This window comes from Mergibacter septicus (assembly GCF_003265225.1).
GTDB lineage: Bacteria > Pseudomonadota > Gammaproteobacteria > Enterobacterales > Pasteurellaceae > Mergibacter > Mergibacter septicus.
The window spans coordinates 1,726,766-1,751,049 of the sequence record NZ_CP022013.1 but is presented as its reverse complement, the minus strand read 5'-3'; the positions used below and the strand labels follow the sequence as shown (position 1 = coordinate 1,751,049).

The 24,284-nt window shown below is 36.9% G+C and carries 21 protein-coding genes; 7 read left to right on the top strand and 14 right to left on the bottom strand.

What is annotated here, in order from left to right:
* Positions 1-8: 8 nt before the first annotated feature.
* From rpsC to rpsJ, 8 genes are read right to left on the bottom strand one after another with little or no spacing between them, the layout of a single operon-like run.
* Positions 9-716, bottom strand: a complete 708-nt coding sequence (gene rpsC, locus CEP47_RS08160; RefSeq protein ID WP_261920112.1) for a 30S ribosomal protein S3 — start codon at positions 714-716, stop codon at positions 9-11.
* Between the two features lie 17 nt (positions 717-733).
* Positions 734-1,066: a 50S ribosomal protein L22 gene (gene rplV, locus CEP47_RS08155; protein WP_013745958.1), complete on the bottom strand. Its 333-nt coding sequence runs from the start codon at positions 1,064-1,066 to the stop codon at positions 734-736.
* Between the two features lie 10 nt (positions 1,067-1,076).
* Positions 1,077-1,352 carry a 30S ribosomal protein S19 gene (gene rpsS / locus CEP47_RS08150; protein ID WP_005539416.1) on the bottom strand — a complete coding sequence of 92 codons (276 nt, stop codon included), beginning with the start codon at positions 1,350-1,352 and terminating at the stop codon, positions 1,077-1,079.
* A 26-nt stretch (positions 1,353-1,378) separates the two neighbouring features.
* A complete protein-coding gene (gene rplB, locus CEP47_RS08145) occupies positions 1,379-2,200 on the bottom strand; it encodes a 50S ribosomal protein L2 (RefSeq protein ID WP_261920113.1) in 822 nt (273 codons plus the stop codon).
* A 17-nt stretch (positions 2,201-2,217) separates the two neighbouring features.
* Positions 2,218-2,517: a 50S ribosomal protein L23 gene (gene rplW / locus CEP47_RS08140; protein ID WP_261920114.1), complete on the bottom strand. Its 300-nt coding sequence runs from the start codon at positions 2,515-2,517 to the stop codon at positions 2,218-2,220.
* Positions 2,514-3,119, bottom strand: a complete 606-nt coding sequence (gene rplD, locus CEP47_RS08135) for a 50S ribosomal protein L4 (protein WP_261920115.1) — start codon at positions 3,117-3,119, stop codon at positions 2,514-2,516. The genes rplW and rplD overlap by 4 nt, the downstream gene beginning before the upstream one ends.
* 15 nt (positions 3,120-3,134) lie before the next feature.
* Positions 3,135-3,761: a 50S ribosomal protein L3 gene (gene rplC / locus CEP47_RS08130; RefSeq protein ID WP_261920116.1), complete on the bottom strand. Its 627-nt coding sequence runs from the start codon at positions 3,759-3,761 to the stop codon at positions 3,135-3,137.
* 29 nt (positions 3,762-3,790) lie between these two features.
* Positions 3,791-4,102, bottom strand: coding sequence for a 30S ribosomal protein S10 (gene rpsJ, locus CEP47_RS08125; protein WP_001181005.1), 312 nt, complete (start codon positions 4,100-4,102; stop codon positions 3,791-3,793).
* A gap of 422 nt (positions 4,103-4,524) precedes the next feature.
* Between rpsJ and glpA the strand changes: the two genes are divergently transcribed.
* The 5 genes from glpA (at position 4,525) to CEP47_RS08100 (ending at position 12,958) form a co-directional block, all read left to right on the top strand.
* Complete coding sequence (gene glpA, locus CEP47_RS08120; protein WP_261920117.1) at positions 4,525-6,198, top strand: anaerobic glycerol-3-phosphate dehydrogenase subunit A; 1,674 nt, start codon at positions 4,525-4,527, stop codon at positions 6,196-6,198.
* Positions 6,188-7,459 carry a glycerol-3-phosphate dehydrogenase subunit GlpB gene (glpB, locus tag CEP47_RS08115; protein ID WP_261920118.1) on the top strand — a complete coding sequence of 424 codons (1,272 nt, stop codon included), beginning with the start codon at positions 6,188-6,190 and terminating at the stop codon, positions 7,457-7,459. The genes glpA and glpB overlap by 11 nt, the downstream gene beginning before the upstream one ends.
* Positions 7,460-8,719 carry an anaerobic glycerol-3-phosphate dehydrogenase subunit GlpC gene (gene glpC, locus CEP47_RS08110; RefSeq protein ID WP_261920119.1) on the top strand — a complete coding sequence of 420 codons (1,260 nt, stop codon included), beginning with the start codon at positions 7,460-7,462 and terminating at the stop codon, positions 8,717-8,719. It begins immediately after the preceding gene.
* Positions 8,720-8,876: 157 nt separating this feature from the next.
* Positions 8,877-11,450, top strand: coding sequence for an ATP-dependent chaperone ClpB (gene clpB / locus CEP47_RS08105; protein WP_261920120.1), 2,574 nt, complete (start codon positions 8,877-8,879; stop codon positions 11,448-11,450).
* Positions 11,451-11,638: 188 nt separating this feature from the next.
* On the top strand, positions 11,639-12,958 hold the full coding sequence (locus tag CEP47_RS08100) for an NCS2 family permease (RefSeq protein ID WP_261920121.1): 1,320 nt from the start codon (positions 11,639-11,641) through the stop codon (positions 12,956-12,958).
* A gap of 271 nt (positions 12,959-13,229) precedes the next feature.
* On the opposite strand, the gene aphA is transcribed toward CEP47_RS08100, so the two are convergent.
* Positions 13,230-13,964, bottom strand: a complete 735-nt coding sequence (aphA, locus tag CEP47_RS08095) for an acid phosphatase AphA (RefSeq protein WP_261920122.1) — start codon at positions 13,962-13,964, stop codon at positions 13,230-13,232.
* A 265-nt stretch (positions 13,965-14,229) separates the two neighbouring features.
* Between aphA and adhE the strand changes: the two genes are divergently transcribed.
* The gene (gene adhE / locus CEP47_RS08090) at positions 14,230-16,851 is read left to right on the top strand and encodes a bifunctional acetaldehyde-CoA/alcohol dehydrogenase (RefSeq protein WP_261920123.1); all 2,622 of its coding nucleotides are present in this window, start codon (positions 14,230-14,232) and stop codon (positions 16,849-16,851) included.
* A 62-nt stretch (positions 16,852-16,913) separates the two neighbouring features.
* On the opposite strand, the gene arsC is transcribed toward adhE, so the two are convergent.
* From arsC to hemC, 5 genes are read right to left on the bottom strand one after another with little or no spacing between them, the layout of a single operon-like run.
* Positions 16,914-17,276: an arsenate reductase (glutaredoxin) gene (gene arsC / locus CEP47_RS08085; protein WP_261920124.1), complete on the bottom strand. Its 363-nt coding sequence runs from the start codon at positions 17,274-17,276 to the stop codon at positions 16,914-16,916.
* Positions 17,276-18,538 carry a heme biosynthesis protein HemY gene (locus tag CEP47_RS08080; protein ID WP_261920125.1) on the bottom strand — a complete coding sequence of 421 codons (1,263 nt, stop codon included), beginning with the start codon at positions 18,536-18,538 and terminating at the stop codon, positions 17,276-17,278. Before CEP47_RS08080 ends, arsC begins: the two co-directional genes overlap by 1 nt.
* Before the next feature lie 8 nt (positions 18,539-18,546).
* On the bottom strand, positions 18,547-19,917 hold the full coding sequence (locus CEP47_RS08075; RefSeq protein ID WP_265482648.1) for a uroporphyrinogen-III C-methyltransferase: 1,371 nt from the start codon (positions 19,915-19,917) through the stop codon (positions 18,547-18,549).
* Between the two features lie 18 nt (positions 19,918-19,935).
* Positions 19,936-20,694, bottom strand: coding sequence for a uroporphyrinogen-III synthase (locus CEP47_RS08070; protein ID WP_261920128.1), 759 nt, complete (start codon positions 20,692-20,694; stop codon positions 19,936-19,938).
* A 9-nt stretch (positions 20,695-20,703) separates the two neighbouring features.
* The gene (gene hemC / locus CEP47_RS08065) at positions 20,704-21,630 is read right to left on the bottom strand and encodes a hydroxymethylbilane synthase (RefSeq protein ID WP_261920129.1); all 927 of its coding nucleotides are present in this window, start codon (positions 21,628-21,630) and stop codon (positions 20,704-20,706) included.
* Between the two features lie 161 nt (positions 21,631-21,791).
* On the opposite strand from hemC, the gene CEP47_RS08060 reads away from it, so the two are divergent.
* On the top strand, positions 21,792-24,257 hold the full coding sequence (locus CEP47_RS08060) for a class I adenylate cyclase (protein ID WP_261920130.1): 2,466 nt from the start codon (positions 21,792-21,794) through the stop codon (positions 24,255-24,257).
* Positions 24,258-24,284: the final 27 nt, after the last annotated feature.

Genomic DNA, 24,284 nt, shown 5'->3' with positions numbered 1-24,284 from the left:
CAATCTCCTTACTTACGACCTTTGCGTGGAGCCTTTTTTGGCTTTTCCGCAGGTTGTTGTTGTTCTGATTGCATAACTGCAGCCATTCCACCAAGAATTTCACCTTTGAAGATCCATACTTTAACGCCGATAACGCCGTAAGTAGTATGAGCTTCAGCAGTGTTATAATCGATGTCCGCACGTAATGTATGTAATGGTACACGACCTTCACGATACCATTCAGAACGTGCAATCTCTGCACCACCTAAACGACCGCTAACTTCAACTTTGATACCTTTAGCACCTAAACGCATTGCATTTTGTACTGCACGTTTCATTGCACGGCGGAACATAACACGACGTTCTAATTGAGCTGCGATGCTGTCTGCAACTAATTTTGCATCTAATTCCGGTTTTTTCACTTCAGCAATGTTGATTTGCGCTGGAACACCTGCAATTGCAGCTACCGCATTACGCAATTTTTCAACATCTTCACCTTTTTTACCGATAACGATACCCGGGCGAGCTGTGTGAATAGTAACACGAATACTTTTTGCTGGACGTTCAATAGTGATACGTGAAACAGAAGCATTCGCTAGTTCTTTCATTAAGAATTTACGTACTTTGAAGTCGCCTTCTAAGTTATCGGCGAAATCCTGTGTATTCGCATACCAAGTAGATGACCAAGGTTTAACAATACCTAGGCGAATACCATGTGGATGTACTTTTTGACCCATTGCTATTCTCCTACTGATTAACGATCTGACACAACCACAGTGATGTGGCTAGTACGTTTTAAAATACGATCTGCACGACCTTTAGCACGAGGCATTACACGCTTCATACTTGGGCCTTCATCTACGAAAATTTTCGCAACTTTCAGATCATCAATATCTGCACCATCATTGTGCTCTGCATTAGCAATTGCAGACTCTAAAACTTTTTTCACTAAAGCTGCTGCTTTTTTGTTAGTGTAAGTTAAAATTTCTAGAGCTTGTGCAACTTTTTTACCACGAATTAAATCCGCAACTAAGCGAGCTTTCTGTGCTGAGGTGCGAGCGAAACGATGTTTTGCAATAGTTTCCATCTTTTACCCCTTACTTCTTAGCTTTCTTATCTGCGGCATGACCGCGGTAAGTACGAGTCGGTGCAAATTCACCTAATTTATGACCGATCATTTCATCAGAAACATAAACAGGAACGTGCTGACGACCATTATGGACTGCGATGGTCAATCCAATCATTGATGGAATGATCATTGAACGACGGGACCAAGTTTTAATTGGTTTTTTATCCCCGCTTTCCACCGCTTTCTCTACCTTCTTCAACAAGTGTAGGTCAAGGAAAGGACCCTTCTTGAGAGAACGTGGCATGGCTTATCCTCTTTATTTAATTTAAATTATTTACCACGACGACGTACGATATATTTATCAGTACGTTTGTTATGGCGAGTTTTCTTACCTTTAGTTTGAACGCCCCATGGAGTAACAGGGTGTTTACCAAAGTTACGACCTTCACCACCACCGTGTGGGTGATCTACCGGGTTCATTGCTGTACCACGAACTGTTGGGCGAACGCCTCTCCAGCGGTTAGCACCAGCTTTACCTAACACACGTAACATGTGTTCTGAGTTACCAACTTCACCGATAGTTGCACTACATTCAGCTAAGACTTTACGCATTTCGCCTGAACGAAGACGTAAAGTAACATAATTACCTTCACGAGCGATGATTTGTACATAAGCACCAGCAGAACGTGCTAATTGACCACCTTTGCCTGGTTTTAATTCTACGTTATGTACTGTTGTACCAACTGGAATGCTACGCATTGGTAACGTATTACCAACTTTAATTGGTGCATTAACACCAGCTTGGATTTGATCACCAACTGCTAAACCTTTAGGTGCTAAGATATAACGGCGTTCACCATCTTTATAAAGCACTAAAGCGATGTTAGCAGAACGGTTTGGATCATATTCTAAACGTTCAACTACCGCTGGAATTTCAACTTTATTACGTTTGAAATCAACTAAACGGTAATGTTGTTTATGACCACCACCGATGTGACGAGTAGTGATACGACCCAAATTGTTACGACCACCAGTTTTAGTATTTTTCTCTAATAAAGGTGCGTATGGTTTACCCTTATATAAATCAGGGTTAACAATTTTAACAACGTGACGACGACCAGCGGAGGTCGGCTTACATTTTACGATAGCCATTCTCTATTCTCCTCCGATTACTCTGCACTATCCACGAAGTCCAATTGTTGGCCTTCGGCTAAAGTTACATAAGCTTTTTTCCAGTCATTTTGACGACCCACTTTAGTACCACGACGTTTAGTTTTACCTTTTACAACCACAGTACGAACAGAGTCCACTTTCACTTCAAATAACTGAGCAACTGCTGCTGCAATTTCAGCTTTATTTGCATCTAATGCAACTTTGAAAACGATAGTGTTTGACTTTTCAGCGTTATTTGTTGCTTTCTCAGAGATATGAGGTGCTTTAAGCACTTTTAGCAAACGTTCTTGACTCATGCTAACATCTCCTCAACTTGCTTCACAGCATCAACTGTCATAACTACTTTATCAAAAGCAATTAAGCTAACTGGATCAATACCTTGAACATCACGAACATCAACTTTATATAAGTTGCGTGCTGCTAAGAAAAGATTTTCGTCTAAGTTTGCTGTAATGATAAGCACATCTTCAAGTGCCATCTCTTTTAATTTTTGAACTAAAACTTTTGTTTTTGGTGCAGAAACTTCGAATTTTTCAACCACAACTAAACGATCTTGGCGAACTAATTCAGAAAGAATGCTTTTAATTGCACCACGGTACATTTTTTTGTTTACTTTTTGGCTGTGATCTTGTGGTTTAGCTGCAAAAGTTACACCACCAGAACGCCAAATTGGGCTTTTAATATCACCTGAACGGGCACGACCAGTACCTTTTTGACGCCACGGTTTTTTACCTGAACCAGACACTTCAGCACGAGTTTTTTGTGCACGAGAACCTTGGCGAGCACCAGCTGCATAAGCAACAACAACTTGGTGAACCAACGCTTCGTTAAACTCACGTCCGAAGGTAGTTTCAGAAACAGTCAATGCACTTTGTGCATCTTTAGTTACTAATTCCATTCCTATCTCCTAGACTTATGCTTTAACTGCTGGTTTAACGATTAAATCACTACCAGTTGCACCCGGAACAGCACCTTTAACTAATAGTAATTTACGTTCAGCATCAACACGAACCACTTCTAAAGATTGAACAGTTACACGTTCATTCCCTAAGTGACCTGCCATTTTTTTACCTTTGAATACACGACCCGGAGTTTGGTTTTGACCAATAGATCCCGGTACACGGTGAGACAAAGAGTTACCGTGTGTAGCGTCTTGGGTACGGAAGTTCCAACGTTTTACTGTACCAGCAAAACCTTTACCTTTTGAAGTACCAGTAACATCAACTTTTTTAACATCTGCAAAGATGTCAACCGTAATTTCTTGACCTAAAGTGAATTCTTCACCTTCAGTACGGAATTCCCATAAACCGCGTCCAGCTTCAACACCTGCTTTAACGAAATGACCTGCTTCAGGTTTAGTTACACGACTTGCTTTTTTTGAGCCAGTTGTAACTTGAACAGCAGAATAGCCATCTGTTTCAAGGGTTTTAACTTGAGTAACACGGTTGGCTTCGATTTCGATTACGGTAACTGGGATAGACACACCATCTTCATTGAAGACACGGGTCATACCAACTTTACGACCGATTAAACCAATCATTGTAATAACCTCTTAAATAATTCCCTGGATTAACCTAGGCTGATCTGCACGTCAACGCCGGCAGCCAGATCTAAACGCATTAACGCATCAACAGTTTTTTCTGTTGGTTCAACGATATCCACTAAACGTTTGTGAGTACGGATTTCGTATTGATCACGAGCATCTTTATTAACATGTGGTGAGATCAATACAGTAAAACGCTCTTTACGAGTTGGAAGTGGAATTGGACCACGAACCTGTGCACCAGTGCGTTTTGCTGTTTCTACGATTTCCGCAGTAGATTGATCGATCAAACGATGATCGAAAGCTTTTAAGCGGATACGGATTCTTTGGTTCTGCATGAGACCAGAGCTCCATTTTAAAAAATTAACTAATAAAAAACCAACACCTCAATCTTCTTTTATCATTTTTGAAGATGAAGTGCGATTTGACCTATATATAGTTTCCCAATCGGAAACATTTTTTTGTATCAACTAACAACTTGATACCATTTGATAAATGATTACATCAAACGACTTTCGTCTAGAAAGTGGGCGGATTATACAGAAACCTATTACATAACTCAAGGAATTTCTTTTATTTTTTACTTCATAAAAATCATTCAACTAACCTTATCAGACGAGATTAGCAAATTTTATTGCTGTCAAAACGTGATCTCTCTAGCATTTTTGTTCTTTTTCGCTCAATTTTTGGTTTTTTATTTTCTTTTTGAGGTAAAATAACACAAGTATTAACGATTTAGGTAATTTTGGGTGGGGAAAGTATGTTACTTAAACAAAAAGAGCAAACAGCACCTTTTATGGAAACCGATGTCATCGTTATCGGTGGTGGTGCTACGGGGGCAGGTGTTGCTCGAGATTGTGCATTGCGTGGCTTACGTTGTATCTTGCTTGAACGGCGAGATATTGCAACTGGTGCAACAGGGCGTAACCACGGTTTATTACATAGTGGGGCAAGATATGCCGTTAATGATAGAGAATCAGCGGTTGAATGTATTGAAGAAAACAAAATTTTAAAGCGTATTGCTCGCCACTGTATTGAAGACAGTAAGGGCTTATTTATTACTTTGCCTGAAGACGATCTGGCTTATCAAAAAACCTTTATTGAAGCTTGTACGCAATCTGGCATTGAAACATTGCAAATTGAGCCTGAACTTGCAAAACGTTTGGAACCTTCTGTGAATCCTACTTTAATCGGTGCGGTAGTTGTTCCTGATGGCACAGTCGATCCGTTTCGTTTAACCGCAGCAAATATGCTTGATGCGAAAGAAAATGGCACCAAGGTTTTTACCTATCACGAGGTAATCGGTTTAATTCGAGAAGGTGGTCGTGTTATTGGTGTGGAAGCCTATGATCATAAACATCAGATAAAACAGCAGTTTTTCGCACCAGTGGTGGTAAATGCTGGTGGGATTTGGGGACAAGGTATCGCTGAATATGCTGATTTAAAAATTAAAATGTTCCCAGCAAAAGGATCATTATTAATTATGGGACATCGGATCAATAATTTGGTTATCAACCGCTGCCGTAAACCTGCAAACGCTGATATTTTGGTACCGGGTGATACGATTTGTGTTATCGGTACGACCTCAGATCGTATTCCTTATGATCAAATTGATAATATGATTGTTACCCCAGAAGAAGTCGATACGCTCTTTTGTGAAGGTGAAAAACTGGCACCAGCGTTACGCCATACTCGGGTTTTACGTGCTTATGCGGGGGTTCGTCCTTTAGTGGCAACAGATGATGATCCTTCTGGACGGAATGTTAGCCGAGGAATTGTATTGCTTGATCATGCCGAACGAGACGGATTAGAAGGTTTTATCACTATAACAGGTGGTAAATTAATGACGTATCGTTTAATGGCTGAATGGACAACAGATTTGGTATGTAAAAAACTGAATCATCAAGCAAGTTGTAAAACCGCTAGCCAAGTCTTACCCGGCTCCAGTGAAACCGCAATGGAAACTCACCAACGGACGATTTCTATTCCAAACCCTATCCGTATTTCAGCGATTTATCGCCACGGTTCTCGTGCAGATCGCCTACTCAACAAAGAACGCTTGGATCGCAGTTTAATTTGCGAATGTGAAGCCGTTACTGCTGGGGAAGTTCGCTATGCAGTTGATGAATTAAATGTCAATAACCTAGTGGACTTACGCCGCCGTACTCGAGTAGGTATGGGAACCTGCCAAGGTGAACTTTGTGCCTGCCGTGCTGCTGGTTTAATCAGTCGTTTTAATGTCGTTACACCACTACAAGCAACTACACAACTCTCTTCTTTCCTTGAGGAACGTTGGCGTGGTATTGAACCTATTGCGTGGGGAGATGCACTGAGAGAAGCCGAATTTAGCAGTTGGATCTATTACAGTTTACTCGGTTTACATCACCTTCAAAATACACAAGAAATGCAAGGAACAGATCATAATGAATTTTGATACTATTATTATTGGTGGCGGCTTATCAGGTTTACTCTGTGGTATTACTCTGCAACAACAAGGGCAACGTTGTGCGATTATTACTGCTGGACAAAGTGCTATTGATTTTTCTTCTGGTTCGATTGACTTGTTAAGTTACTCCACTTTAGATCGCCAAGTAATTAAACACCACAACCAAGGCATATCAACATTAGACTCTCTTCACCCCTACCATTTAATTGGTGCTGAAAATGTAGAGAAATATAGCCAACAATTTTTCCAACTTGCCAACCAACTTAATTTAGGTCTAAAAGGTGAATTAGGAACGAACCACTACCGTATTACCCCGATTGGTAGCTTGCAAGCTACTTGGCTTTCGCCTACTAGCGTCCCAACTTTAGCACTAGACCAAGAAAAATATCCGTATTCTTCAATTATGCTATTAGGAATTGAAGGCTATCACGACTTTCAACCTCAATTAATGGCGGATAACCTCAAAACATATCCTCAATTTGCCGATTGTGATATTCGTTACGCTTATTTGAATATTCCTGAATTAGATCATCTAAGAGCCAACTCAAGAGAATTTCGCAGTGTCAATATTTCTCAGGCACTAGAACATAAACTTAATTTTGCTCAACTTGTAACAGAAATTATAGAAAATGCAAATAATGCTGAAGCCGTCTTTTTACCTGCTTGTTTTGGTTTAAATAATCAACAGTTTTTCTCCCAACTCCAACAAGCAACTGGTTTAGCCTTATTTGAAATTCCAACCTTACCACCTTCCTTGCTTGGCTTACGTCAACATTATACTTTAAAGCGTGAATTTGAACGTTTAGGTGGTATGTTAATGCAAGGCGATAAGGTTATTTCTGCTGAGATTGAACAATATCAAATTCAAAAAATCTATACCGCCCGACACGAAGATATGGCTTTAAGTGCGAAAAATTATGTTCTGGCATCAGGTAGCTTTTTTAGTAATGGATTAAAAGCTGATTTTAATCAGATTATTGAACCAATTTTTAACCTTGATGTAATCGCTGATACAAATCGCTTAGCTTGGACTAATCCTCGTTTTTCACGCCCACAGCCTTATCACCGCTATGGTCTAAAAATTAACTCACATTGCCAAACAATGAAAAATGATGAAGTCTTAGCCAATCTATTTGCAATTGGTGCCGTGCTTGGTGGTTGTGATCCACTGGCTGAGGGATGTGGATCTGGTGTTGCGATCGTTACCGCTCTCCATACTGCCAATCAGATTTTAAATGGAGCTAATTAAATGAACTTAGAAGAACTACTCGCTCAAGCAAACAAAACGCAACCACAGACTTATTCTGATCAAAGTTTTGAAAGCTGTATTAAATGCACCGCTTGTACAGCCGTTTGCCCTGTTTCTCGGAATAACCCACTTTATCCCGGGCCAAAACAATCTGGTCCTGATGGTGAACGTTTACGTTTAAAAAATCCATCAATGTATGATGAAGCACTTAAATATTGTACTAACTGTAAACGTTGTGAAGTCGCCTGCCCATCAGGTGTAAAAATCGGAGATATTATCGTACGAGCAAGAGATCACTACGGCAAAGGAAAAGGCAAAACAAAAACGCAAAAATTGCGAGATGCGGTATTAAGCAATACCGACCTTATGGGAACATTATCCACTCCTTTTGCTCCGATCATCAATACCATTACAGGATTAAAAGCAACACGCTTTATACTTGATAAAACTCTCAAAGTAGATCGCCGCCGCTCTCTTCCTAAATATTCCTTTGGTACATTCCGCCACTGGTATAAAAAACAAGCTGAAGAACAAACACGTTTTGTTGAAAAAGTTGCCTACTATCACGGTTGTTATGTCAACTATAATAATCCAGAGCTAGGCAAAGACCTCATTAAAGTATTTAATGCAATGAATATTGGCGTTGTTCTACTTGAAAAAGAAAAATGTTGTGGTGTGCCATTAATGGTGAACGGCTTTCCACAACAAGCCACTCGGCAGGCAAATTTTAATATTCAACAATTAGAAAAAGTCATTGTTGAAAAATCACTCCCAGTGGTTGGTACATCATCAACCTGTACCCTTACATTAAAAGAAGAATATGAGCATATTCTTGGTATCAATAACAGTAAAGTAAAAGGAGATATTCATCTCGTAACACGTTATATCTACCGTTTACTTGAAGAACAAGGAAAAAAATTACCCCTAAAATCTCTTCCTTTAAAAGTGGCATACCATACTGCTTGCCATATGGAAAAAGCAGGTTGGGTAGCATATACCATTGAGTTACTTCGTAAAATTCCAAATCTAGAACTTACAATGTTAAATTCTCAATGCTGTGGTATTGCTGGAACCTATGGCTTTAAAGCGGAAAACTATGACGTTTCACAAGCAATAGGTAGCGGGTTATTTGAACAAATCAACCAAGGTGGTTTTGATTACATCATCTCTGATTGTGAAACCTGTAAATGGCAAATTGATATGTCAACCAACTGCACTTGTTTACACCCTATCACATTATTAGCAATGGCATTAGCCTAATTATGCTGTGAATTCATACCTTTTTCTAGCGGAATAATCTTCCGCTAGGAATCTACCATATAAAACTTTTTGTATATATTTTTATTTTTTCCTCTTGAAAGCGGCTAAAACACACCCACCTAATTGAAGGTATAACGAATAGGTTATGGAGGATTTTATGAATATCGAAAAATTTACAACAAAGTTTCAACAAGCATTAGCTGAAGCACAATCATTAGCAGTAGGAAAAGATAATCAATTTATTGAACCACTTCATTTAATGTCTGCATTACTACATCAAGAAGGCGGTTCTATCCAACCATTATTAGTCAGTTGTGGTATCAATGTTGCTGAACTAAAACAACAGTTGAACCAAGAAATCGATCGCTTAGCCAAAGTCTCTGGCATAGCAGGTGATGTTCAACTTTCTCGAGGTTTAATTCAAATTCTTAACCTCTGCGATAAATTAGCCCAACAACGAGGTGATAAATTTATTTCATCAGAATTATTTGTCTTAGCCTGTTTAGAAAGCCACGACAAAATCACCGATATTTTGCAAAAAGTAGGTTTAAGTAAACAAGCATTATTGACCAATATTGATAAAATGCGTGGTGGTGAAAATGTTAACGACCAAAATGCCGAAGATACTCGCCAAGCTTTGAAAAAATACACCGTTGATTTAACCGAACGTGCAGAACAAGGAAAACTTGATCCTGTCATTGGGCGTGATGATGAAATTCGCCGTGCGATTCAAGTATTACAACGCCGCACCAAAAATAATCCTGTACTTATTGGAGAACCCGGGGTTGGTAAAACCGCTATTGTTGAAGGGTTAGCACAACGTATTGTCAATGCTGAAGTACCCGAAGGTTTACGCCATAAGCGTGTTTTATCACTTGATATGGGAGCATTAATCGCTGGGGCAAAATATCGTGGTGAATTTGAAGAACGCCTTAAAGCTGTACTCAACGAATTAGCCAAAGAACAAGGGCGTGTAATTCTCTTTATTGATGAAATCCACACTATGGTTGGTGCTGGTAAAACTGATGGTGCAATGGATGCTGGCAATATGCTAAAACCTGCACTGGCACGTGGAGAATTACACTGTGTTGGTGCGACAACATTAGATGAATATCGTCAATATATTGAAAAAGATCCTGCACTTGAACGCCGTTTCCAAAAAGTATTAGTTGATGAACCAACTGTTGAGGATACGATTGCAATCTTGCGTGGTCTAAAAGAACGGTATGAAATTCATCATCACGTTCAAATCACTGATCCAGCTATCGTAGCTGCAGCGACGTTATCACATCGTTATATTTCAGATCGCCAATTACCTGATAAAGCGATCGATCTGATTGATGAGGCAGCATCAAGTATCCGTATGGAGATAGATTCGAAACCTCAACCATTAGAAAAATTAGAACGCAGAATTATCCAGTTAAAACTAGAACAACAAGCGTTACAAAAAGAAGATGATGATGCAAGCCGTAAACGCTTAGAAATGTTAGAACAAGAACTCAGTACAAAAGAACGTGAGTATTCAGAATTAGAAGAAATTTGGAAAAGTGAAAAAGCAACACTTTCTGGTACACAACATATCAAAACTGAACTGGAAAATGCAAAAACACAAATGGAGCAAGCGAGACGAGTTAGTGATTATGCCAAAATGTCAGAACTACAATATGGTGTAATTCCAGCATTAGAAAAACAACTACAACAAGCTGAAAATGCGGAAAATAAAGAGATGACTTTATTACGCTATCGTGTTACAGACGAAGAAATTGCCGAAGTGCTATCAAAAGCAACAGGTATTCCTGTTTCTCGAATGATGGAAGGTGAAAAAGAAAAATTATTACGTATGGAACAAGAACTACATAAACGTGTTATTGGTCAATGCGAAGCGGTTGATGCTGTTGCAAATGCAATTCGCCGCAGCCGAGCGGGGTTATCCGATCCAAATCGTCCGATTGGTTCATTCTTATTCTTAGGGCCAACAGGGGTTGGAAAAACAGAACTTTGTAAAACACTTGCTAAATTTATGTTTGATAGTGAAGAAGCAATGATTCGGATTGATATGTCCGAATTTATGGAAAAACATTCTGTTTCTCGTTTAGTCGGTGCTCCTCCGGGCTATGTTGGCTATGAAGAAGGGGGTTATTTAACTGAGGCTGTACGTCGCCGTCCATATTCTGTCATTTTGCTCGATGAAGTAGAAAAAGCACATCACGATGTCTTCAATATCTTATTACAGGTATTAGACGATGGACGTTTGACCGATGGTCAAGGCAGAACTGTTGACTTCCGTAATACAGTGGTGATTATGACCTCAAACTTAGGCTCAGATCTTATTCAAGAAAATACGCAACAACTTGATTATGCTAGCATAAAAGGATTGGTAATGAATGTGGTTGGACAACATTTCCGTCCAGAATTTATCAACCGTATTGATGAAACCGTGGTATTCCACCCACTTGATCAAGCGAATATTACTGAAATTGCATCCATTCAGTTAGATCGTTTAAGTAAACGTATGGAAGCTCACGGCTACCATATCCAATTTGCACAAAGTGCTTTAGAGTTCATTGCCAAAGTAGGATATGACCCAATCTTCGGTGCAAGACCATTAAAACGTGCAATTCAGCAAGAAATTGAAAATCCATTAGCTCAGGATATTTTATCGGGGCGTTTATTACCAGCAAAACCGATCACAATGGTATTGGAAGAAGATAAAATCATAGCTCAACAATAACACCTATTTTTGATTAGATATTAACTGGATATTATGCCCTAATAATTTGATTATTAGGGCTTTTTTTACATAACTTTTATTTATTTTTTTATATAAAAAAAATACTACGCAAACGTTTGCATAAATTAATTTAGATGGCTAAAATAGCCCCTCGCCAATTCCTTCCCTTAACATAAAGGTAACATTCAATGTCAAATACGCTCGAAAAACATTTTCAATTCACAGCACTTGGTAGTAACTTACGTCAAGAAATCATTGCTGGGCTTACAACGTTTTTAGCTATGGTTTATTCGGTGATAGTTGTACCTAATATTCTCAGTCAGGCAGGTTTTCCACCTGCCTCTGTTTTTATTGCCACCTGCCTTGTCAGTGGTTTAGGTTCATTAATCATTGGATTATGGGCTAACACACCAATGGCAATTGGTGTTTCTATTTCATTAACCGCTTTTACCGCTTTCAGTTTAGTATTATCTCAACAAGTTAGTATTCCTGTCGCTCTCGGAACTATCTTTATAATGGGAGTAATATTTACCCTTATTTCTGTCACAGGCATTCGTTCTTGGATTTTGAATAACCTACCAGAAAGTATTGCTCACGGTACAGGAATTGGGATAGGTCTTTTTCTCCTTCTCATTGCTGCACACAGCGTAAAACTAATCATTGGTAGCCAAGCTGGATTACCTGTCCAACTCGGTGAATTTACCTCTTTCCCAGTCATTATGTCGCTACTAGGCCTAGCTGCAACTATTGGTCTTGAACGCCGACAAATAAAAGGTGGTATGCTACTTGTAATTATTGCGATCACCATCATCGGTTTATTTTTCGATCCTAACGTAAAATTCAGCGGTGAAATATTTAAAATGCCAAGTTTTGGAGAACAATCGCTCTTCTTGGAAATGGACTTAACGGGTGCATTAAATGCGGCATTACTTCCCGTTATCTTTGCCTTAGTAATGACTTCTGTCTTTGATGCCACTGGTACTATCCAAGCAGTTGCAAGCCAAGGCAACTTACTCGACAAAGAAGGACGCATTGTTAACGCTCGTCAAGCCCTTGCTTCAGATTCTGTCAGTAGTATTTTCTCAGGCTTATTCGGAACAGCCCCTGCTGCTGTTTATATTGAATCAGCTGCGGGTACTGCTGTTGGTGGTAAAACAGGGCTTACTGCTGTCATCGTTGGTTTATTATTTCTTTTAACCCTATTTTTTGAACCTCTTGCAACCTTAGTACCAAACTATGCAACTGCACCTGCCTTAATGTATGTTGGATTATTAATGTTAAGTAATGTTAAAAAATTAGACTTTGCCGATCCAATCGGTGCAATGAGTGGTTTAATTTGTGCTGTATTCATTGTACTAACTGCCAATATTGTTACAGGTATTATGCTTGGCTTTGCTTCTCTTGTTGTTGGTAGAATTATCGGTGGTGAATCGAAAAAACTTAATGCAGGAACCGTAATTATCGCCATCGTTCTTGTTATTTTCTACGCTGGAAACTGGGCGATTTAACTATAAATTTAAAAAATAAAACGTTCTCCACCAAATATATTTTTATTCTTGGAGAACGTTTTTATTATAAGAAAAATTTATTAATAATCCTTTAAAAAATATAAAAGATCCTCATCTTCATATTTCTCAGCATTTTGATCAATTAATCATTTATATTATTCATCAAATATCAAATAAAGCCATTTTATGTTTCTATAAAAGGATTAATAAAAAAATAAAACACCTAATAGAATTAGGTGTTTCGTCATTATCTATCTACAAGAAAATAGTATTAATACCAAGAATCTTTTACTACTTCTTCACCATATCCACCATTTAAAGGTAACGGACGGTTAGTGCTAACTGACGAGCGGATAACTCGAATTCCTCGAATACCAGCCTCTTTAGCAGCAAGAATATCGCTATCGCTATCACCGTAATAAAGCTTAATATCCACATCTTTAATATAAGGTGTTTTATCGTATTTATAAGGTTCAATGACAGTAGCACGAGAATAAAGAATAGGTTTCATATTAGGAATATGAAAAGTACTTTGTAATATTAAAGCTAACTTATCTAAATCCTTACCATCATACCCACTATGCGGAGTCCGCCCTGTTAGAAAAATAATCTGATCTCCTCTTTTAAGGTGCATTGCAATTAATTTTTCAGCGGATTCTTTAGGAATAGAACTCAAATCACACCCATCAGCGACATAGTCCCAAAATGCTTGATTACGTAAATAAGCATAACTATCTGGTGACCATTTATTTTTTCCATAATAAAAACATTGGCTAGACACTAACACTGTATCATCAATATCAAAACCAACAGTCATTGGTGGATAACCTTCCAAACTTTTCTCAATATCTTCAACTGATACCATACGAACTTTATTTTCTTGACTACGATCATTAGCTGTTATCCCCGGATGGGAATAAGGTACCTTTGGTCCTTTCGCAAATAAAACAGGTGAAAAAACAAACAAAATGCCCATCAATAGAATATGAATGATTTTTAAGAACATAAGCTTTCCTTATTAATTGAAACAAAATAAATTTATATTAACTTTTTAAAGTTTATATTAAACCAAATAAGCCCTCAAACACCTTTACTTTATTCACATAACCCCACCACTTTTCACTTAAAATTAACTTATTTTACAATAAGATAACACCAACTTGAGCAAGATCATAAAATAGGTTAATCGACACAAAATACCTTAGAAGAGGTAACTCTATATAGATATAATTTTAATTAGAAAAATAATTAACTTTTAGGAGAAACTTGTTATGAGTAGTACAAAAAATCAAGCCGTCAGTTCAGCTCAAGTAGAAGTAAACAAACTGGTTGAACAAGGGTTGGTCGCATTAGAAGCGTTTCGCCAACTTAATCAAAAACAGGTTGATTATATTGTTGCTAAAGCTTCTGTTGCGGCACTTGATCAGCATGGTGCATTGGCAATGCATGCTTATCAAGAAACAGGACGAGGGGTTTTTGAAGATAAAGCGACCAAGAATCTTTTTGCTTGTGAATATGTTGTACATAATATGCGGCATTTAAAAACGGTCGGTGTTATTAGTGAAGACGATGTTACTGGTATCACCGAAATAGCTGATCCAGTTGGGGTAATCTGTGGTATCACACCAACTACAAATCCAACCTCAACAACTATCTTTAAATCACTTATTGCCCTCAAAACACGTAATCCTATCATCTTCGCTTTCCATCCTTCAGCACAGCAAAGTTCAGCTCACGCAGCTCGGATTGTCTATGAAGCTGCGGTTAAAGCTGGAGCACCGAAAAACTGTATTCAGTGGATAGAAACCCCTTCAATGGAAGGTACTCAAGCTCTAATGAAACATCCGGGCATTGCCACGATTTTAGCAACTGGAGGTAATGCAATGGTTGAGGCTGCTTATTCTTGCGGTAAACCAGCTTTAGGTGTGGGAGCTGGAAATGTCCCTGCTTATGTCGAAAAATCAGCTAATTTAAAACAAGCGGTACACGATATTGTAATGTCTAAGTCTTTTGATAATGGCATGGTTTGTGCAAGTGAACAAGCGGCTATTGTGGATCACGAAATTTATGATGAATTTATTCAAGAAATGCAATCATATGGCGTTTATTTAGTCAATAAAAAAGAAAAAGCACTGTTAGAAGAATTTATTTTTGGAGCCAAAGCAAATAGCCAAAATTGTGCATTAGCAAAACTAAATGCAGCAGTGGTTGGTAAATCGGCAAGTTGGATTGCTGAACAAGCTGGTTTTAATGTACCTAAAAATACCAATATTCTATTAGTTGAATGTAAAGAAGTGGGTCCTAAAGAACCCCTGACTCGAGAAAAACTATCGCCTGTTTTGGCATTATTAAAAGCAAATGATACTGAAGATGGGGTTGATAAAGCCCGACAAATGGTAGAGTTTCATGGTTTAGGACATTCTGCTGCAATTCATACCTCCAATGCAGAATTAGCAAAAACCTTTGGCGAAAAAGTTAAAGCAATTCGCATTATTTGGAATTCACCTTCTACTTTTGGTGGGATTGGAGATGTTTATAACTCTTTCTTACCTTCACTCACTTTAGGCTGTGGTTCTTATGGCAAAAATGCTGTTGGAAATAATGTCAGTGCCGTAAATCTATTAAACATTAAACGAGTAGGCAGACGGAGAAACAATATGCAGTGGTTTAAAGTACCGTCAAAAATCTATTTTGAACGAGATTCAATTCAATATTTACAATCTATGAAGGGCGTTGAACGTGTCGTTATTATTACCGACCGAGCAATGGTTGATCTTGGCTTTGTAGAAAAAATTGCCCATCAACTTACCGCCCGTGGAGATAAGGTAACCTATCAATTATTTGCAGATGTTGAACCAGATCCAAGTATTGAAACGGTTCGACGTGGTGTGGAATTACTGCGTAGCTTCCAACCAGACACTATTATTGCTTTGGGTGGTGGTTCAGCTATGGATGCGGCAAAAGTTATGTGGCTATTTTACGAACAACCTGAAGTTGATTTCCGTGATCTTGTACAGAAGTTTATGGATATTCGTAAACGTGCATTCAAGTTCCCACAATTAGGGCATAAAGCAAAATTTATTGGTATTCCAACTACATCTGGTACAGGATCTGAAGTAACACCATTCGCCGTTATTACTGAAGGTGATAAAAAATATCCGATTGCTGATTATTCACTCACACCAACTATTGCTATTGTTGATCCCGCTTTGACAATGACAGTACCTAAACACGTTGCTGCAGATAGTGGCTATGATGTATTAGTCCATGCAACAGAAGCTTATGTTTCAACTTTAGCAAATGACTTCACCGATGGATTAGCCTTACAAGCGATTAAACTTGTGTTTGAGTTTTTGGTACGTTCAGTAAATAACGGTGCAAATGATCCTGAAGCACGTGAACGTATGCACAACGCTTCAACCATTGCTGGTATGGCTTTTGCTAATGCTTTTCTTGGTATGAATCATTCTCTCGCACATAAAGTAGGTGGACGTTTTCATTTACCACACGGCAGAACAAATACAATTTTGATGCCTTATGTCATTCGTTATAATGGCACTCGCCCAACTAAAACCGCAACTTGGCCGAAATACAACTACTACAAAGCAGATGTAAAATATCAAGAAATCGCCAGAATGCTAGGGCTACCTTGTTCAACCCCTGCTGAAGGTGTTGCTAGCTATGCAAAAGCGTGCAAAGAGTTAGGAGAGAAAATTGGCATTGAAATGTCATTCCAACAACAAGGTTTAAATGAAAAAGAATTTATGGCTGCTCGGAATGAACTAGCACTATTAGCCTATGAAGATCAATGTTCACCAGCTAACCCTCGTTTACCAATGGTTGAAGATATGGTTGAAATCCTCACTAAAGCCTATTATGGTACTGAAGAATAAGCTTTAATCCCTAAAAAACCGCATAATTTTATAAATTATGCGGTTTTTTTATCTTCCTAATCCTAAAGAATATCCAACACTAACTCTGGTGGTCTGCCAATTTTAGCTTTCTGTCCTCTGACAACAATAGGCCGTTCAAGCAAACTTGGATTTTCTACTATTGCTTGTAACAACTGATGATTGATTGTATCTTGTTCCCCAGCTAATTTATCTAAGCCTAACTCAGCAAACAAATCATCTTTAGTTCTCATCATTAAACGAACATCATCAAGCTGTAATAAAGCAACTAGCTGTTGTAACTCAGCTAAAGTTGGGGGGTGTTGCTGATATAAAATTACTTCAGGTTCAATCCCTTTTTCTTGTAATAAAGCTAATGTTTCTCGGCTTTTGGAACAACGTGGATTATGATAAATCGTGGTTTTCATTACTTTGCCTCTTGTTGATCAAGCTTTTGTGCTGACTTTAGATCTTGATTATTAATCTTCATTGCTTGTTGTAAACTAATTTGACGAATTTGATGTGCTTCATCGTCATTTTTTAGCTGTTCTGCAATATAAGCAGCCATAGTGTAATCATAAGGTTCTGTCTGACCTAAACTCAATACCGTTTTAAATGCTGTTCTGGCGTGTTCAAACTGATTATTACGAGCATATAGGTATCCCAAAGCACGATTAAATAAACTCTCTGTTACCACTGAACCTTTAAATTTTGCCGTATATTTCTCAAGCTGCTTGATTAATTTACTACTATCTTCAACCTGTAAACGTGCAATTTCAACTAATAAGTCATCTATATTTATTTCAAGCTGTACTTTTTTAATCGTTTCTAGAATTAACGTATAAGCAGATTCATCATCTTGCGTATCAAGAAGGTAGTGGATTACTCTAATCCGAGTATAAAGATCATTACGGCGAGCTTTTGATTGTGCTTCCCACCATTTGAGTAAACCATCGCTACTTTCTTCATTCATAATTTCATTAAGTAATCCGTCAATTACTTGGTGTTCCAATCTTGTCATTTCTACGGCAGTGAAAATCCCACCACGTTCAATATTTGGCAGAATTTTATCTAAAGCAGCAAATGCACTTGATTGCTGATAAATAGTGATAGCAAGTTTTAAAACTTCCGCATTTTTTGGTGCTAATACTAATAAACTATCGATACTAGTACGGGCGGAAGGGAGTTTTTTCTGCATTAAGAAAATACGAGTACGAGCTAATTCTAAAGTTAGATTATCTGTTCCAGCTATTTCTGTCGCTTCCATCAAATATTGATTGGCACTAAATTCATCATTACGTTGTTGAGCTGCTTCTGCCGCTTTAATGAAGTTAAGCACTGGTGCTTCAGCGTGTTTAGCACTTTTACTAATCAATTTCTCAGCTTTAGCATAATTACCTTCGTGCATATGCAATAACCCTTCGACTGTCTGCTGTTGTGCTTTACGCCGTTTACGATTTGAAAACCAATTATAGGTATTACTACTCCAATAACGGATACGAGTTAAAATTAATTCAATACCATAAATCAATGCTAAAACGATCACAAAGATGATGATTAATGTCACAAAACTCATTTCAATCCGAGTGTTTTGAGTCAAAATCAATACATAACCTTGCTGATCAGAAATATAAGGTCCTACAATAAAACCCGCTAATAAAATTAGCATTAAAAATAGTAATCTAAACATATTCCCTCCTATTGCCCATTATCACTGCTATTAGTTGTGGTTGGCACCACGTCAGAGGAAAAAGTTTTGTCCACTTTTAATTGTACTTTATTAAGTTGATGGGGTGGTAAATGCAGCATTTGATCGAGTAAATTTAAACTCTCTAAACTATCTGGTGCATCAATATAAATTGACTGTGTTTCTAATTGATCGATTTTTTTCAAGAAATCTTGGGTATCTGTTGCATTAGTATCAAAATAACTTCTTACCCACGATGCTACTGTTTCTAATGAATCTTTATATAATTCGTTCTGTTGTCTAGGTACTGCAAGAATAGCTATTTGTAAACGTAAACGAATATTTTCACGCAAGTAAATTTCTTGATCAGGTGGTAATAATACCTTTTCATTTTGGGTACGAGGTTGAATGCGAATAAAACGATCTAAGAAAGATTCTGCTATTTTTTGCACATTCTGTTTCCAATCATCAATAGAATTACTCAATTCTTTATCATTAGTTCTATCGGTATTTTGATTCAAATATTCTTCAGATAATGGTAAACCATCTATATCATTTGCCAACTGAGAGAGTTGTTGCATAATTGTGTTTTGATCGACAACATTAAGGTTAGCAAGGTAATTTAAATCTCTTTGAATAGCCAAACGAATTTGAACTGCCTTATTATCCGAGACATTGGCTAGAATATTATCCGCTTGTTTTAAAAGTGAAATTGCAATCTCTACATCATCATCTAATATCAATTTACGTAACGCATTACTGAGTAAAAAATCTGCCTCAGAAAATAGCCATTGATTTGCAACACTCGTATTATCTAAATGAGATACCTTCTCTAATTGACTTTGTATCGCTACCAACTGTTTAGCCATATTTTCTATTTGTTGGTGGTCTTGTTTAGCCAGAAATTCTAATTTTTGCGTTAGTTCTTGGTTTTGTGCTTCTAAATTAACAATTTTTTGTTGTAGTTCTACTAATGCTGTTGGACGACTTGCCTTTGCTACAAGATCAGTATTACTCTGTTCTAATGCAGTGAGTTTCTGTTGTACTTGATTGAAATGCGTATTTGCAAAAAAATAGCCTATTCCGCCCATTCCTAATGCGACAAAAAGTGCTAGTAAAGCCAATCCCTTCCCACCACTTGATGTTTTTTTCTCCATTTTTGCTTCTTTTCGTTGTTGTTGCCCTGATAAGTCAAAGGTTTCTTGTTCAATAGAAGCTTTATTCTGTTGATTAACAGATGATACGGTAGAATCTTGTTTCATAGCGTTATCTTGTCCAATTTGTGATGATTGTTCGGTCTTTTCATTAGTGTTTCTTGATACACGATGATTCTGATCAAGATTTGAAGTGGGGATATTTGGATTTTCTGGCAGATCTTTCATTTTTACACCTATATTTATCTAAGAATAGGAAAATGATAATACAGTTTGAAATAGCGTATTATTATCCGCTTTATCTGTAACCACAATATTTTCTATTTGCCAGCCAGCTTGAATGGCTAGATCAGCAAGACGTTGACTAATAACAATCAAACGACAAGAAAATAACCAATTATGTTCATTTTTAGGAATAAAATCCAGCAATGCTGTTAAAATTTCACCACTACTCACAATAATCGTATCAATGCCTGCTCGACAAAATAGAAAAGGATCGGCTTGTTGTTCAAGTGGTGTTCGGTGATAGCAAGTTAAAAGTTCTACCTCCCCACCACGTTGTGGTATCGTATTTTGTAACAATTCTCGACCACTATTTCCTCGCAATAATAACAATTTTTTACCAGTAAGATTAGGGCTAGAAAATTGTGGTAACGCTAATATACCTTCACTATTTTCAACTAAAGCAGGATAAACAACTGTCTGCTCTGTTATTTCAGAAAATTCAGCAGCCGTTTTTCTGCCTACCGCAAAATAATGCAGATCTTGTCGCCATTCAAATCCAACATTCTGTAATACAGAATTCGCATAGCTAACTGCATAATGCGATACAGCTAAAACATAATCCCCCGCAGATAAACTCTGTAATTTTTGAGGTAATAGATTAAGTTCACTTCCTTCTTCTAAATTAAAAAAAGGTAAATGAATAGCCGCTAACCCTGCTTGATTACACATTGTAGTTAGCGTTTCCCCTCTCACTCCTGGACGAGTAATCAATATTCCCATTTTATTTTTTTATGAATAAATTGCATCTAATAACGATTTTGCACCTTGAGCCAGTAGATCATTGGCGACCTTTTCACCAAGTATAGTTGCATTTTGGCGTATATCTGTTAGTTCTGATCGAATAATATGCTCACCATCTAATGAACCTACCAATGCACTTAGAGACAAGTTATTTCCTTGTAAAACAGCATGACCAGCAATTGGGACTTGGCAACCACCTTGTAAACGATTATTCATAGCACGCTCAGCCATAACACAATCCCAAGTATCTTGGTCTAAAAGAGGCAACAACAACTGGTTCACCCAAGAATCCTGCTGCCGACATTCTACCCCAACTGCACCTTGACCTACTGCGGGTAAAGATACTTCTGTTGGTAAAAAACTATTTATTCTCTCTACCAGCTTTAAACGAATTAAACCAGCTGCAGCAAGAATAATTGCATCATATTCACCATTATCCAATTTAGATAAACGTGTGCCAACATTACCTCGCAAAGTTTTGATCTGTAAATCAGGACGCAATGCTTTTAATTGGCATTGACGACGTAAACTTGAAGTTCCCACAATAGCTCCTGCTGGCAAATCCTCTAATTTTTGATAGTGATTAGAAACGAAAGCATCTCTTGGATCTTCTCGTTGACAAATAACACTTAAATGTAATCCATCAGGAAATTGCATAGGCACATCTTTCATTGAATGGACTGCAATATCAGCACGATTCTCTAATAATGCTAATTCTAGTTCCTTAACAAATAACCCTTTACCCCCGATTTTAGCTAAAGGTGTATCTAATAAAACATCACCTTTAGTTACCATCGTAACCAGTTCTACCTGTAATTCTGGGTAAATTGAAAGTAAACGATCTCGAATATAATAAGCTTGCCATAATGCAAGAGGACTTTGACGAGTTGCAATGCGTAATTTGTTTTGTTCCATAACTATTTTTATCTCTGTGAAATTTATTATATCCTATCATTGATAAGATTAATTGTCAGTGCTTGCCTTAATTTTAGCGATTATAAGAACAGTGATCTTTACCTATTTTAATGAAAGTGCTAGAGTTTTATGCTTATAACAAAGACATCTCAGCAAAATCTATGTGTGAATTAAATATTGCAAAAAAGAAAGTATCTCAAATAGATCAGCTTCGATTCGAACGGGCTTTAGCTGGTTCTGATCAAGAGTTTCAGCATGTTTTTCAATTACTTTCTTTATTATTGCATTTCAATAATCCCGCATTACCCGGATATGTTATTAACGCCCCTTCAGGAATCTGCCAATTTAAACCAAATACCTATCAACAAAAATACCTCTCCTCTATTATTCCTGTTTCACCTTCTCCTATAGAAACAGAAACAACAAGTAATATACCTTTAAATAAAGCAGAAAATCCCCCTATTTTAGGGGTATATGCAATGGGTAGCACAGGATCTATCACACAAACATCACGTTCTGATTTAGATATTTGGATTTGTATCCAACCCAATTTAACGCCAGATCAACAAACTAAACTGACTCAAAAAACCACCGCTATTCAAGTTTGGGCAAAAAATTTCGGTGTTGATATTAATTTTTACCTCCTCACCCAACAACGTTTTCGAGGTTTACATCTCTATCATGATTCAATTACTAGTGATAACTGCGGATCGAGCCAATCCATGTTACTACTTGATGAATTTTACCGCTCCGTTATTCGTTTAGCAGGGAAACCTCTACTTTGGCTCCACCTTGATATTGATGATAAATATTACGAAGAATATGTCGAAAATTTAATTAATGAAAACAAAATAGATCCTAATGAATGGGTAGATTTTGGAGGCTTAGGATCACTATCCGCAAATGAATATTTTGGTGCCACACTATGGCATCTCTACAAAGGTATTGACTCGCCCTACAAATCTGCATTAAAAATCCTTTTAGTTGAATGTTATTCTTGGGAATACCCTAATACCAAGCTTATCTCCTTACAATTTAAACAAGATTTACTACGCAACCAACCACAAGTCCATAATTATGATCCTTATTTTGCTATGTTAGAACGTGTTAGCACTTACCTATATCGTTTGAATGATCTCACTCGACTAGAACAAGTAAGACGCTGTTTTTACATTAAATCTTGTGAAGATATCTTAACCCCATCATTACAAAATAACTGGCGTTTAAAACAATTAACTGGATTAGCACAACAATGGGGTTGGCAACAAGATGAAATTGAAACACTCAACCATCGTCAATATTGGAAAGTTAAACAAGTAAAAAAAACGTATGAACAATTAGTCACATTATTAATGCAAAGCTATCGTAATTTAATGAATTTTGGGCAAAAATATAATATTAAAGCAAGTATTATGCCTGAAGATATCTGTATTTTAACTCGAAAGCTTTATGCTGTTTTTGAAGAACTACCCGGAAAGATTACCCTATTTAACCCACAAATATCACAAGATATTGTTGAAGAAAATTTAACTTTCATTGAAAGTAAAGGGAATAATAGTATCAAAGCTGGCTGGTATATCCTAAATCAAGCTCCAAAAACACCACTGCTATACGCTAAATATCGCCATATTGAATATAATCGAAATTTAAATAAATTAGTGTGTTGGGCATATTTTAACGGATTATTAACCGCTAATACGCAACTCTATATAAAAAGTCCAAATGTAAATATTGAAACTTTACGCCAATTTGTGACAGACTTAAGACTATCTTTTCATCTTCAAGTACCACCTGCAAAAAATGAAGAGTTGAATCATCCTTGTGAAATAAAACAGTTATTTATTGCAATAAATTTAAGCAATGATCCCACTAAAATAAATAAGAATAATCATTTTCAAACTAATATTCAGCCTAATAATTTATTTAATTTTAGTAATAAAACAAATTTAATTGGTAGTATAGATCTTACTTATCGTAATCTATGGAATGAAATTCGCACCTTACATTTTGAAGGAGAAAATGCTATTTTTACCGCATTAAAGGTGCTCTCAAACAAAATATATCGTAGTTTACTTCCACCCCAATCTGTGAATATTTTTTGCTATAGTCAAAATTATTGTAATGAATTACAACAAGTAGTAAGCTATTTAGTTGGAAAATGTATTAACAGTCGTTTTAGCCGTTTATTACAAGAAAATAAAATTAATCGTTTTAATATTGTGAGTGATGCGTGGAATAGTTTATTTAATCAATATAAAAAACACCCTAAAACACAAGAAAAAGAGGCTAATAGAATTAAAACGAAAAATAAAATAAATTATCCTCAACAAATAGAATCATTTGCAAATGAAGGTTTTTTACAATTTTTCTTTGAGGATAACTCAGATTCAAGTTTTAATGTATATATTCTTGATGAAGAAAACAATTTAGAAACATATTATAATTGTTCTGGACAAAAAAATGAAAAAATAACTGAAATTAATCGAATATATAATACAGCAGATAAAAATAATACGAATAAAATTCAACTATTAAAACATAATTTTAATTTCCCTCAATTTTATCAATTAATACATCAAAAAAATGAAACAAAAATTATTCCTTATCATAAATTAGTAAATAAATAAGAAATATAAATTATATTTAAATTTTAG